15 protein-coding genes are annotated in these 13256 nt (G+C 57.9%); 11 read left to right on the top strand and 4 right to left on the bottom strand.

Annotation, left to right across the window (positions count from 1 at the left end):
• Positions 1-156: 156 nt before the first annotated feature.
• The 4 genes from IED13_RS24460 to IED13_RS24475 all read right to left on the bottom strand — a co-directional run bounded on the left by IED13_RS24460 (position 157) and on the right by IED13_RS24475 (position 4003).
• Positions 157-1086, bottom strand: a complete 930-nt coding sequence (locus tag IED13_RS24460; protein WP_210323741.1) for a hypothetical protein — start codon at positions 1084-1086, stop codon at positions 157-159.
• Positions 1083-1946, bottom strand: a complete 864-nt coding sequence (locus IED13_RS24465; RefSeq protein WP_191125748.1) for a hypothetical protein — start codon at positions 1944-1946, stop codon at positions 1083-1085. The genes IED13_RS24460 and IED13_RS24465 overlap by 4 nt, the downstream gene beginning before the upstream one ends.
• Before the next feature lie 214 nt (positions 1947-2160).
• Complete coding sequence (locus IED13_RS24470) at positions 2161-2886, bottom strand: helix-turn-helix transcriptional regulator (protein ID WP_210323742.1); 726 nt, start codon at positions 2884-2886, stop codon at positions 2161-2163.
• Between the two features lie 181 nt (positions 2887-3067).
• The gene (locus IED13_RS24475) at positions 3068-4003 is read right to left on the bottom strand and encodes a catalase family peroxidase (protein ID WP_318652312.1); all 936 of its coding nucleotides are present in this window, start codon (positions 4001-4003) and stop codon (positions 3068-3070) included.
• 120 nt (positions 4004-4123) lie between these two features.
• Between IED13_RS24475 and IED13_RS24485 the strand changes: the two genes are divergently transcribed.
• The 11 genes from IED13_RS24485 to IED13_RS24535 all read left to right on the top strand — a co-directional run bounded on the left by IED13_RS24485 (position 4124) and on the right by IED13_RS24535 (position 13060).
• On the top strand, positions 4124-4783 hold the full coding sequence (locus tag IED13_RS24485) for a helix-turn-helix transcriptional regulator (RefSeq protein ID WP_191125749.1): 660 nt from the start codon (positions 4124-4126) through the stop codon (positions 4781-4783).
• 301 nt (positions 4784-5084) lie between these two features.
• Positions 5085-5720 carry a hypothetical protein gene (locus IED13_RS24490; RefSeq protein WP_210323743.1) on the top strand — a complete coding sequence of 212 codons (636 nt, stop codon included), beginning with the start codon at positions 5085-5087 and terminating at the stop codon, positions 5718-5720.
• Between the two features lie 296 nt (positions 5721-6016).
• Positions 6017-7045 (top strand): catalase family peroxidase, encoded by a 1029-nt coding sequence (locus IED13_RS24495; protein ID WP_191125750.1) that lies wholly within the window; start codon positions 6017-6019, stop codon positions 7043-7045.
• Positions 7046-7144: 99 nt separating this feature from the next.
• Positions 7145-7450, top strand: a complete 306-nt coding sequence (locus IED13_RS24500; RefSeq protein ID WP_210323744.1) for a cupredoxin domain-containing protein — start codon at positions 7145-7147, stop codon at positions 7448-7450.
• A 292-nt stretch (positions 7451-7742) separates the two neighbouring features.
• Entirely contained in the window at positions 7743-8480 is a 738-nt protein-coding gene (locus IED13_RS24505) for a superoxide dismutase (RefSeq protein WP_191125752.1), read from the top strand.
• A 228-nt stretch (positions 8481-8708) separates the two neighbouring features.
• Positions 8709-9137: an Rrf2 family transcriptional regulator gene (locus IED13_RS24510; protein ID WP_191125753.1), complete on the top strand. Its 429-nt coding sequence runs from the start codon at positions 8709-8711 to the stop codon at positions 9135-9137.
• A gap of 287 nt (positions 9138-9424) precedes the next feature.
• Positions 9425-10825 carry a cytochrome ubiquinol oxidase subunit I gene (locus tag IED13_RS24515; RefSeq protein ID WP_191125754.1) on the top strand — a complete coding sequence of 467 codons (1401 nt, stop codon included), beginning with the start codon at positions 9425-9427 and terminating at the stop codon, positions 10823-10825.
• Entirely contained in the window at positions 10822-11832 is a 1011-nt protein-coding gene (cydB, locus tag IED13_RS24520; RefSeq protein WP_318652313.1) for a cytochrome d ubiquinol oxidase subunit II, read from the top strand. The genes IED13_RS24515 and cydB overlap by 4 nt, the downstream gene beginning before the upstream one ends.
• A gap of 75 nt (positions 11833-11907) precedes the next feature.
• Complete coding sequence (gene fdxA / locus IED13_RS24525; RefSeq protein ID WP_191125755.1) at positions 11908-12252, top strand: ferredoxin FdxA; 345 nt, start codon at positions 11908-11910, stop codon at positions 12250-12252.
• Positions 12249-12587, top strand: coding sequence for a TehB family protein (locus IED13_RS24530; RefSeq protein WP_191125756.1), 339 nt, complete (start codon positions 12249-12251; stop codon positions 12585-12587). Before fdxA ends, IED13_RS24530 begins: the two co-directional genes overlap by 4 nt.
• Positions 12584-13060, top strand: coding sequence for a hypothetical protein (locus tag IED13_RS24535; RefSeq protein WP_191125757.1), 477 nt, complete (start codon positions 12584-12586; stop codon positions 13058-13060). The genes IED13_RS24530 and IED13_RS24535 overlap by 4 nt, the downstream gene beginning before the upstream one ends.
• Positions 13061-13256: the final 196 nt, after the last annotated feature.

The raw sequence follows: 13256 nt of genomic DNA on the forward strand, positions 1-13256 counted from the left end.
CAGGTCTTATATCACGTATGTCACGCGGCGTCTATTGCAAGGACAGAACGAAGGCAAGTCCGAAATTGTCGTTCGCATAATCAACATTATGGAACAAAAACAATGGGTTAACAGGACACCGAGGTTACTGTCGCGGACCCAAATGTCAAGGATTGTTTACCCGTCCGTCCGCGGATCGGCGCCCCGCAGCGCCACCAGCCATTCCTCGAAATGATCGAGGCCGTATTGGTTCTTGGCCAAATTGCAGGCTAGGTGCGTGACATGGACGTTCGAGGCGTCGTAGGCGCCGTTGGAGCTGTCGATGCGGTCGGCCGAAGGTTGCACCATCTTGTTCATTGTTGTCGCCACAAGCACTCCATTGCACAGCGCGCAGAGTCCCCGTTGCTCGGTCTGCCACTTGTCGACCAGTAGTTTGTAAAGGTCGGCAAAACCCGGTGCTGTACGCTGTGGGTTGATAACGACGCGAGGCTCGCCGCCTTTCTTGACGCGCTCGATGATGAGCCCGGCCATTCGGGTCGCCTGCTCTTTGACATTCTTCGGAATGTCGGCGCTGTAGCTGGCGCGGAGGCCGACATAGGCCTGTACATTCGGTGCAAGATGGATCGCAAGCGGATCCGCCGCCAGTGCCATGACCGCAGCGCGCTCATCTCCTTCAGCGAGAACAACACCGCCTCGGTTCTCGACATTGCCGAAAGACCGGTAGGCATCGGGGACGACATTATGGGCATCTGGAAACGGCGGCCCCTTCAGGATGGCCGCGTTGAGCACCGCCATGGAATGCGGCCAGCGCTCGTCGCTGTTGGCCCACGCCGTCGACGACACGATCTTACGGGTTTCGAGGATCTGGCTCGGCTCGATGACAACCGCCGCGATGAGGCGGCCTCTGTGGTCGGGATCGTGGGTCAGCTCCCGGTTGAGGGTCCCGACGTACATCATGACGTCCCTGCCCGGTACGAACTCCTGTCGCAGGCGCGTACCGACAGATGGCCTTGAGAATGAGACACACGGCCAGTCGTCCCCGATCTGGCCGAATACGCTTTTCAGGAAGACGCGGCCGCCGGACTGCATCATATCGGCGACGATCATTTCGCTTTCCCAAATTTGCTGGACACGATCGCATCGAATATAGCGGCCGAAAACTTCTGGTACGCAGAGAGATGGTATTCCATCAACTCGACGATCGGGACATGCGAATCGGCCGGGGTAAAAACAACTTCGTGGTTCCAGACCTCCTTAGTTCCGTCCGGCAGAGACACCGCCCCATGCGATTCCCAGCGTTCAAGCCCGAAGGGAGGATCGAGATCCTCCGTCATCCGAGACCGTCTGGTGTCCGATGCTCTCTCCGGCGTTTTCCGAGGCACTACGATGGGAAGCACGGTTTTCGAGGTCTTGCCCTTGGTGGAGATCAGCCAGCCCTCGGCCGGCGCCTGGACGACGAGGCGATGTACGACCTCATCACGGTATTCCCTGAGCTCAGCCAGCCAAGCGTGATGTGCTCTGACGGCATCGAGGACGTGACCGGTGTGGCCCTTGGCCGCCATCTTTTCGAGATCATGAACCGAATGCGCCTTAACCCCCTTGATCGTGCGCGCCGCCGCAACAGTGAGGAAATCGAGGCCGGACCTAATTGCGGCCAGGAAGGCGGACAGCTCATGGATGTAGCCGGCGGCGGAGCCGCCGTTGACAATCATGGATGCTGTTGAAGCGATGGCATTCTTTCCCGGTTTCTTGTGCTTTTTCATCGCAGTCATGGCTTGGGCTTTCGATTTCTCGAGCATACCCTCGACATTCTCGAGGTGATGGCGGCCTGCCTCCAACTTCCGGTACGCGAACATCAGCTGCGTCTCGTAATATTCCTTGTCAGCCGCATTCTTAAAAATGGGATGATCCGCTGCGGTGGGAGCCTTATCCATAGACTCAAAGAGATGGTCGAGCGTTTCCTTCAACGTGGATTTCTTTGGTGACTCCATCTTCGATCACGGTCAGCTGGGTTTATAATGTTAAGCCTTACCGGATACGTTCAGCAAAGCAGCGAGCTTCGTTGTCATAGCGCATGTCTCGAACGATCTCCAACGCTACGCTTCGCCGTGGAAAGCGGTCGAAGATCCTCGAAAAACACAACGGCTGCCTCACCAGACCAAACGAGCGCCTGTGTGTGCGTTAGCGGATGAGGTTTTTCCGGATCGCCATCGCAATAGCATGTGCCCGGTTGGCTGCACCAAGCTTCTCTCGAGCCGAGGTGATGTGCTTGATCACGGTAGACCTGGAAATGCCGAGTATGACGGAGATCTCCCAATCCGTCTTCCCCTCGCCCGCCCACAGGAGGCAATCCCATTCGCGTGGCGTCAGATCCGGTCGCGGATTGCGGGTGGCCAGGCGATGCAGATGGCGACCGACTACATAGCTCGCCGCGAAGTTTAAAACTGACAAATCCGCGGAATCCGGGATTCCCCCTTCGCCGCCGAACGATAACGCAGCGATATGGCCATCAATAGTTGAGACCGGCACAACGTAGCCGTCGCGCAGTCCAAACTCTGAAGCCTCGCCCCGGATCAGCTCCACATTTTGCTTTTGAGTGCCGGTTTCGTAGCTTTCGTGCCAAGTGAATGGGTTGCGCGCGGATGAGAGCCGCTCAACGACGGGATCAAGAAAGATGTAACCTCGCGCGTTGTAGCGAGCAGCCCACTCCGCCGGATACCGCTGAAACAAAACGCGCGATGAAATCTCGTTCAGAGGCAACGGTCGTGTCGGCAATATGCCCCCAAAAACCCCGGTAAAGCCGAACTCTCCTGCCAGTGCTAACAAGCAATCTTCGACATCGGCCGCCGTATTCGTCCGCTCCACGGTGTCGATAAAGTGGATGGTTCGTATGAAACGGTCCGACAATTCCCGAAACTCCCGTGGGATGCGAACGCCGCGCGGGCAGCGTCATGCGTGCCGGCCGGCCCACCCCGAGCATCGCCAACGTCCGCGCGCTACATTCGCATGATCGAAAGCGACTAACCGTCGGCGTTGTACGCACTGAGGGGGCCAGCCTTCCCCGTTCCTCTTCGCCCTCGATGGGCGATCAGAGTCCGCGCCGCAAGGCGGAGACCGCATAGGCCTCGCTGCGAGAATCAAAAATTGGGTCGCCAGCGGGCGCTATGCCTTGGGGAAGGTTCATTGGATCAAATACCGTCCCGTCAGAATCTTCCACCGTTCCAAGAGCAGCCAATGAAGTCACCGTGAGCATGCCAAGCTCGACAGTCTCCCTTGTCTCTGGCCAATTCGCAGTCGGGTTATGAAGTGGATCTATTGCCTGCGGAATCATAGCAAGGACGCGCCATTGAGCCGGCCCTTCCCTCAGCCGCGCGCGCAACTCATCAACCAGGAAATGATCAGGGATCCCATTTAATTCTGCGGGCGAAAAGCCGATGCGACCGGCAACGGGCTCGAAAATCCACCGCGCCGGACGTTTGGTGCCATTCGACTGGTCGAACAGATAGGTATGCACCGCGAAATATGGTGCCGTGGCGTAGCTGATCGACGGAGCCGTTGATGCGAGCCACCGACGTTGTGCCTCGCTGTCAGTGTGGGTCATGTTCGATTCGTCGATCTTTTGGGGGTTGGGCTTACCGGTTTCAGGGTCAGGGCGTCGCGCTTCCAAAAAAGACACGAAACTCGCACGGCTTGCTGCAAAGAAAACCGGCGCGCTGATCATAACCAGGGTCAAGCGTTCGCCTCGAGGCCCGTCGATCCGAATGGCCATGCCCCGAGCGGCCGGCGCTTTGTCGGGAACGTTGGGATTTCCACCAGCAATCGAAAATCTCACTCTGGCGGGGTAGTGGCCGGGCTCAAAAATGGCGCTCGTAGAGAATGTATGAGCGGTTGGGTTCGGTTCGAAAAATCCCAGAGCCGAGACTCCCTTCGGGTGTGACGCCCGCTTCCCGTGAGAGCCAAAAGTATTGTTCAAAGCATCCACCATCGCAGTGGCGCTTGGCTGATCGTGAGACACGTCGCTCATTATCGGTGACCCCTCTTGCTGTCCTAAGAGCGATCTAACCGGACGCCTAAATTATGTCAATAAGCGTTGTCATTATTGTTTGATCTTGCCGATAGGGCCTGCCCTGCTTATAGCTACGACATGAGCGAAATCCGATCGACGAAAACAGAGATTCTCACCAAGCTGCGGCACCGCCCGATGACAATCAGCGAGCTCGGCCACGAACTCAAAGTGACGCGCAATGCTGTGCTTGTCCCTCTCACGGACCTGGAGTCACGTGGGTTGATTCGGCGAGTATCCGTTGAGCGAACAGGGCGCGCCGGTAAGCCAGCCCAACGTTACGAGATCGTCCCAGAAATGTTCGAGGCTACGTCGCCGGCCTACCAATCGATATCGCCTCATCTCCTCGCGGTTCTGGCGAGTGGCACGACCTCGTCAACCGGCGAGGCGATGGAAGCAGTCGGCAAAAGCATGCACAAGGAAGTCAACGAGGCCGTCGGCCGCTCCGAGCGTCTCGGACTTGCCGCAGCGCTGAAATTTCTGTCGCAGCAAGGCGCTGAAATAGAAATCTCCCCGGATGGGAAGGACATCCTGGTGATGAGCCATTCTTGCCCGGTTGGCCGTCTTGTGCGTACCGATACATGCATATGTTCTGCGATCGCATCCTTTCTGGCGGCGGCATCGGGATGCCCCGCCTCCGCCGAATGCGATTATGCGGACAAGCTCACATGTTGCTTCCGCATCGAAGCTGGCAAAACGCAGCGAGATCTTCTCAAGCAGCTCAGACACGCGTCAACATAGGCTTGGCGCTGCGTCGCTGAGTGGCCGTCGGCGCTCCTCATCCGATCGCCTTCGTCGTCCTTTAAATGGTCTCGCGCCGAACGACCTGAAAATCCACGATCAATAATGACAATAAAGATTGACGTAATTGGTGATAACGCCTAGCGTTAAGCATCGGTGGTCACGGGGGTTTGAGCTACGGCGAAAACTTCTTCGTCGCGCCGCACCGGTCAGCAGCTTCCAACGCTCGGCTGGGCTCATGTGAAACAACCCGCGTAGATGCGCTCGCCGCATCGAACGGAACACGAAATCGGAGGATAAAATGCGAACCAATATCGGTGTAACAGCCCTCGGCCTTGCGCTGTTGGCATCTAGCGCGTGTGCGGTCTCCGCGAAACAGCACGAGGTGTATCAGGCCGACCTCGTGGCGCTGAATTCCGCCAAGGCGGGGGCCACCGCAACCGGGACGGCGACGATCGAAGTGGTGGGGTCGCGCCTCAAGGTCCACATCAAGATGACGGGTACCCCGCCGAACATGCAGCATTGGGAGCATTTCCATGGATATCCGGACGGCAAAAGTGCCGCATGCGCAACGTCTGCCCAGGATGCCAACCATGACGGCTACGTGGATCTGGTCGAAACGGGCGCGGTGTCCGGAACGACAATGGTGCCCTTCGATGGGGCACCCGAAAAGATGAACATCCCGAATGATTCCTATCCGAACGCGGACTCAAGCGGATCCTTCGATTACACCAAGACGGTGCCGCTGCAGCAGCTGCGCGATAAATTCGCCAGCGTATACAGCGGGGGGAAGCTCGATCTCGACAAGAGGGTCATTTACGTTCATGGCGTCGTAAGTACGAACGATCTGCCCTCCACAGTGGATGGTCACGTCGGCCCTTACGATCCACATGTGACGTTGCCCATCGCCTGCGGCAAGATTAGGCGCGTTCGGTAGAACGCGCCTGGCCGCACTGACGGGCGCACCGACGAACAACGGCAGACGATGTTCTGCCGTGAAGTCATCGGCGTCTGATTGCCCCCAGCGTTTAGCCAATAGGATGCGTGCCTCGCACGCTGCCTTCAGCGATCGCTGATCCCGCTCCGGATGCTTCCCAATCACAACCGGAAAACGTGCCCGCATCGGCGAGCCCGGGAGTTCACACATCGGCAAACATGCGGCAGATAATGACAATAAGAGATGTCGGTAATGTCGTTAAAATGGTGTTACAGATCAAAGGGAGACCTAACCTTATGCGTTATACGAAAAAACTTGCCTTACTGATCGCCCCCCTGGCGGCGCTGGCGTTTTCAGGTAGCGGTGCCTGGGCACAGTCCACGAGCCCGGCTCCTTCCGCTTCGGATGCGCCATTGGCAGAGCAATTGGTGAACGCCCTCAACAGCGCGTTCGGGCAGCATCCCGATACACGTGCCGTGCACGCGAAGGGCATCGTATTGACGGGTGAATTCGTTCCAAGCAGTGCCGCGCAGACGGTGTCTAAAGCAGACTTCCTGCAGAAGGACACTGGCCAGATCCCGATCACCGTTCGCTTCTCAAACTTCGCGGGATTGCTTGATGTTGCGGATAACGATCCAAACTTGGCGTCTCCACGCGGGATGGCCATCAAATTCGAAATGAAGGACGGCTCCTCTGCCGACATCGTCTCCCACTCGGTCAACGGCTTCCCGGCTAAAACCGGAGCAGAATTCCGAGACTTATTTTTCGCAATCGGTGCCAGCGGTCCGAATGCCCAAAAGCCGACACCGCTTGACAAATTTCTCGACGGCCACCCGGCGGCGAAGACGTTTCTGACGTCTGTAAAACCTGCTCCGGCCAGCTACGGGACGCTTCCATATTTCGGCGTAAACGCGTTCAAATTCACGAACGCTCGTGGTGATGCGGTTTATGGCAGGTATCAAATCGTGCCAATCGCCGGCGAGCATTATCTCACCGACGATCAGCGAGCAAAGAGCGCCGAGGATTATCTCCACTCGGAAATGGCGGAGCGGCTCAAATCCGGCCCGGTGAAATTTAGACTCCTGCTGCAAATTGCTAACGCAGGGGATCCAATAGCCGATCCAACACGCCCATGGCCCGACAGCCGCAAACTCATAAATCTCGGCGAGATCCAAGTGTCGAAGCTCGCGCCTGACAGCCTGGTGGCACAACGCGATCTGTTGTTCGTGCCCGACAATGTACCAGACGGAATTGAGCCGGCAGACCCAATGATATCGGAAAGGTCAGGCGCCTATGCCGTCTCGTACGGCCGGCGCCATCAGTAACGGACACCTCACTACGTCGATCAAGCAGAAACGAGAAACGGTATACGCACTATGATCATGTCTAAGCAACGGATCCCGCAGAGACGACGTCTCGCAGTGATGCCCCTAGGTCTCGCCGCGATCGTCTGGCTGGCAGTGAGCGCGTCAACGGCGCTAGCGGACCCCGTCACCGTGACGGTACAAGGTCTGTCGTTCAAGCCCGCGTCAGTGACGGTGCACGCGGGAGACAAGGTCACCTTCGTGAATAAGGACAACATGGCCCACACCGTCACGGCTCAAGGCATATGGGATGAAAAACTCCCGCCGCGCCAGTCCATCACGGTGCTCGCCGCAAAACCCGGTGAGATCGACTACCAATGCAGCATACATCCCACCATGAAGGGGCGAGTGCTGGTCGAACCCTAACTCTTGGCGACGCCTGGCTAGAACGGCTCCCGCCAGTGCAGGCAAACAGCGGCGTGGCACTCGCCGCTAATGACGACAGCGGGAAGTAATGTGCTTCCCGTAATCGGTTATCCGAACGAGCCGTGATTGCGCCCTTGAACCTCATGACAGGAGGCAGTCGAGTTCGGCGCGTGGAATGCCGCATTTAGCGGCGTGTTGTAAAAGAAAAGGAATGGCCATGCATACTATCAGAGAATCGCGCTCCGATCCTGATGCACCCCCGACCACTGACTATGCGGGTCGATCGCTTCCGATGGGGCTCGAACGTCGGCAGTTTCTCGGCGCTGCCATCGCACTAGCAGCGGCGGCGGCTTCTGACAGCGCATTTGGACACGTCCTCGATCGCTCAAAACCGCTGGGCGGGATGCCATTCGCCCTGCCCTCGCTGCCATACCCCTATGACAGTCTGGAGGCTTGTATCGATGCACAGACCGTTGAGCTGCACCATGACAAGCACCACGCAGCCTACGTCAACAATCTCAACGAAGCCGCAAAAGCAGTTCCGCAGATTGCGAGCCAGCCCATGGAGCTGATCCTAGCTAATCTAATGGAGCTCCCAGAGGAGTTTCGCTCGATCGTGCGCAACAATATGGGCGGCCACGCCAATCATACAATGTATTGGGATGTCTTGGGCGGCAAAGGCGGCACGCCGCAAGGTGACGTCCTCAGCGCAATAGACCGAGATCTTGGAGGGATCGAGAAGTTGCGGGCGGACTTTGATGCCGCTGGCATGCGAGTCTTTGGGTCAGGCTGGGTGTTCGTCACGGTGACCCGCGATGGAAAGTTGGCACTGGAATCCCGCCCCAACCAGGATTCCCCGCTTATGGACGGCAAGCGCGTTTTGTTCGGCAACGACGTCTGGGAACACGCTTATTATCTCAGATATCAAAATCGTCGCACAGATTACCTGCATGCATGGTGGAGCGTGGTCAACTGGTCGAGGATCAGCGACCGCTACGAGGCGGCTCGAGCGGGCACCCTAACGATCTGACGGGGGGGCTTCGGGCAACCCGATCCGCGCCTCGGAGGACGCCGCATCAGGCCGAAATACGGGGCGGCTCGCCTACCTCAAACAGGCGACTCGTCGAGCTGGTCTACAGACTTCCGGCTCGTACTTGTCGCTTCGGCAGCGGCGAGAAGGATGACCTTGCAAAACATATATTCGTAACGCATCTTTGTCGCCAGGGCCGGATCGCCTACCCGCGTCGAAGGATAATGGATGCGTCTGACAGACTTTTCCGACTACTCACTGCGGCTGCTCATGTACGCCGCAGCTCAGCAAGCTCGGCTGATCACGATCGAGGAGACCGCGGAGGTATACGGGATTTCTCGCGCCCATCTGATGAAGGTCGCCAATCAATTGACACGCGCGGGCTTTCTGCGGGCCGTGCGCGGCCGCTCCGGAGGACTTGCTCTCGCCAAGCTTCCTGAGCGGATACGGCTGGGCGATGTTTTGCGAGTGACGGAACCAGATTTTGCTCTGGTGGAATGTTTCCGAGCCGACAATGGATGCCTCATCACTCCGCGCTGTCGCCTCAGGGGCGTGCTCGGCGAGGCGCTCGCTGCCTTCATCGATATTCTTGATCGCCATACACTTGCTGATCTTATGCTGAGTCCAAAAACCTTCGGCTTGGAACCTGTAGCATAGACGTAGACGCCCGTTCACGCGCGGGTCCACCTGCAATCGTCCATACTGTGAGATCGGTGATCGATGGTGCAGGGACATATCCCTGGCCTCCGATAAAGCCTGCACTCCTTTCTCTGCTCGGAATTTGCGCCGCCACTCAAGAGCGCGACCAACTCGAATCCTATGTCTGCGCGATGAGAAGATCTCGAACACGCCGGACATAACGGGCTTGCTTAAAAGATACATCGGCAATATATGTTTATGCAAACAACGCGCGCAGCGTTTCGCGCAGGCAAGGCGACGTTACGATGACACTCGATCCAGTCCTCCTCTCAAGAATGCAGTTCGCATGGCTCATCGCCTGGCATATCTTGCTGCCGGCGTTCACCGTCGGGCTCGCGTCCTATATAGCGTTCGTAGAAGGCCTGTATTTCTTCCGTAAACGAGAAGTCTACCTACGCATCTCGATCTTCTGGACGAAGATATTTTCAATCGCTTTCGGGATGGGTGTCGTCTCCGGAATCATCATGCCGTTTCAATTCGGTACGAACTGGAGCCGATTCTCGGATGCAACCGCAAACATCATTTCGCCATTGCTCGCGTATGAAGGACTGACAGCATTCTTCCTAGAGGCGACGTTTCTCGGCGTCCTTCTCTTCGGCCGCAAGCTCGTGCCGCGATGGGCGCACTTCTTTGCCAGCCTCATGGTGGCGCTTGGGACGTTATTGTCATCCTTCTGGATTCTGGCGACCAACAGCTGGATGCAAACTCCTGCTGGCTCGGAGTTGATAGACGGACGCTTCTTTCCGAAGAGTTGGCTGGAGATCATTTTCAACCCGTCTTTTCCCTATCGTCTGGCCCATACGGTCGTCGGGTTCTACGTGACAACCGGCTTTGTTGTTGTCGCGGTGGCGGCCTACCTCATCAGATCGCGTCGTTCGCCTGAAGAAGGCCGCGTTATGCTCTCGACGACTATGTGGGTGTTGCTTGGACTCGTACCGCTCCAGATTGTGCTCGGCGATGCACACGGCCTGAACACTTTGGAATATCAGCCGACCAAGCTCGCAGCGATCGAAGCACGATGGGATACGGCCAAGCAGGTGCCACTGACGCTGTTCGCTATTCCTGACCAGGCGGGGGAGACGAACCGTTTCAGCGTGGATATTCCGGATCTTGGAAGTCTCATCCTGACCCATCGCATGGACGGCGTCGTTCACGGTCTGAAAGACGTGCCGCCCGATCAGCGACCGCCGGTCGCTGTCGTGTTCTTCGCGTTCCGCATTATGGTTGGCCTCGGCTTCTTCATGCTCGGGCTGGTCCTGGTGGGCCTGATCTTACGCCTGCGCCGCACTCAACACGAGAACGCTTTTTTCTTGCGAGCTTGCGAAATCGCAGGTCCTTTCGGCTTCATAGCAGTTCTTGCCGGGTGGACCGTTACGGAGGTGGGTCGCCAACCCTGGCTCGTTTATGGAATCCTGCGGACACAAGACTCTGTCGCACCGTCGCTCACCGGACCGGATGTCCTCCTTAGCCTTATCGGCTACATCCTGGCGTACGTGATCATGTATCCAGCGGGTATCGCTCTGATGGCGCGGATCGTACGTCGCGGCGTCGCAAGATCGGACGCCCACGAGGACATGATCGAAAGCGGTCGTCCGCAGTTACCGATCTTGGCAGCTGCTACGGGCTCGACGGAGCAAGGCCAATGAACATGACGCTTGATTTTGTCCCGCTCTGGACACTCATCCTTGGCCTCGGCGTGCTTTTCTACGTGTTGCTCGACGGCTTCGATCTCGGTGTGGGCATGTTGTTCGGCCTTGCGCCAGACACCGCGTCGCGCAACCTGATCATGAATTCTATCGCACCGGTTTGGGATGGAAACGAAACCTGGCTGATCCTCGGAAGCGTCGGCCTATTCGCCGCCTTCCCCCTCGCTTTCGCCATCATCATCCCCGCCGTCTATTTCCCAATTGCGGCCATGCTGCTTGCGCTCGTGTTCCGCGGAGTCGCTTTCGAGTTCCGTTATCGCGACGCCGAGCACAAGACGTTCTGGGACCACGGGTTCTGCTACGGATCGGTGATCGCAACATTCATGCAGGGCATCGTGCTGGGCGCCTTCATACAAGGCTTCAAGGTCGACGGCCGACACTTCGTCGGTTCGAGCTGGGATTGCTTCACACCATTTTCGCTTTTGACGGGCTTGGGACTTGTCTTCGGCTACGGGCTCCTTGGCGCATGTTGGCTGGTAATGAAGACTGAGGGGCCATTACAGGCGAGAATGCGCCGATACGGGGTACGCTGTCTTGCCGGCGTTCTGCTTGCCATTGGTGCCGTGAGCGTCTGGACACCACTGATGAGCGCGGATATCGCCGCGCGCTGGTTTTCTGGGCCGAACATGGTTTTTGTCGCGCCAGTCCCCATCGCCGCCGGCTTGTTTGCGCTTTGGATTTGGCGCGCGCTTGCCAAGGATGGCGAAGTGGCGCCATTCCTCGCGACCGTCGGCCTCTTCGTGATGTCCTATATCGGCATCGCGGTCAGCCTATTTCCTATGATCGTGCCGCATCGCTACACGCTCTGGCAGGCTGCATCGGCCCCCGACACTCAGGCTTTCCTCCTCATTGGAACGCTCATTCTTCTACCAATCATTCTCGTCTATACGGGCTGGTCCTATTGGGTCTTCCGCGGAAAAGTCAGAGCCGACGTCGGCTACCATTAACTGCCATCGGCCAAGACGCCCGGCCCGTGCAGATGGGGGCGCGGGTAAGCCACCTTGGCAGGAGAGAATACGCACATGACCTACGTCGTCACCGAGAACTGCATCAAATGCAAATACATGGATTGCGTTGAGGTCTGTCCTGTCGATTGCTTTTACGCGGGCGAGAACATGCTCGTCATCCATCCCGACGAGTGCATCGACTGCGGCGTCTGCGAGCCAGAGTGCCCGGCTGAAGCAATTGTGTCCGATAGCGACCCGCAGGCGACCCCTGATTGGTTGGCGCTGAATGCAAAATACGCAATGGTCTGGCCGAACCTCGCTGCCAAGGAAACGCCTCCGCAGGATGCTGCGGAATGGGACGGGGTGGCGGGCAAGCTTGCCCATTTGAGCACAAAGCCACACCCCGAGAGCACGCCATGACCGCGTTCGGCGATGCTCGTTTGCCGGGGAATAGCATAGCATACAAGCGCACGCCTATCTTCGCGACAGACACGGTCCCTGTTGCGTTGCTCAAAGCGCACTCGACAAAGGCTGGTTGCTGGGCGCTGATCCATGTGCTGGAAGGCGAGCTTCTCTATGTCGTCGACGATCCCCGCCGCCCGGCTTCACGTGCCATGCTCAAATGCGGCGAGCCGCCCGGCCTGGTCGAGCCGATGATCCTTCACAGAGTCGAACCTGGCGTAGGAGCTCGGTTTCAAGTCGAATTCTACCGGATCCTCGACCAGTCCGACGCTAATGAGAAAACGAAAAGATGAAAGCGGATCCGTTGCAGACACGTTCGCAAATCCTTGGCCCGTGCGCTCTATTAATCTGGGCGGGCGTGACGATCGGCGTTGCCTTTATTGCGACGCCCGCCAAGTTTCTTGCTACGACACTGACCTGGCCCGGTTGGCTCGACGTCGGGCGTCACACGTTCGCGGTCTACAATAAAGTCGAGCTGGTGTTTGTCGTCGTGATCGCGGCTTTTGCGCTCGCGACCCACCAGCGCGCCCTGCTGCGTGCAGTCGCAATTCCGGCGGTCATCGTCCTTACCGAAACGCTCTGGTTGATCCCGGCCCTTGACCAGGGCGTTGTGGCCTTCATCCAAGGCAACCGAGCGCTGCCGAACTCCCCGCTGCATCTTGTCTATATCGCTGCGGAGATCGGGAAGACGGTTGCGCTCCTTTTCTTCGGATGGCGCATCCTCGATGCCACAGGGAGGTCGAGCGATCGGAAGACCGCAATTTAGCGCGACGTCGGCTTAGCGCTCTTTAGAAACACCGGTTGGCCGCGAACGGCGGCAAAATCTTTGCGCTGCGACCGCAACATTATGATCTTGAGCCAGGTGCATCGACGATGCAGATATTGCAACGTTGCACCGGACAGGCGTCTTTTAGCTTTGACGCTATCTGACTGCAACGTAAGGCAACACCGGCGAGACCACA

The sequence above is a fragment of the Allobosea spartocytisi genome, from assembly GCF_014764685.1.
In the GTDB taxonomy this organism is placed as follows: domain Bacteria; phylum Pseudomonadota; class Alphaproteobacteria; order Rhizobiales; family Beijerinckiaceae; genus Allobosea; species Allobosea spartocytisi.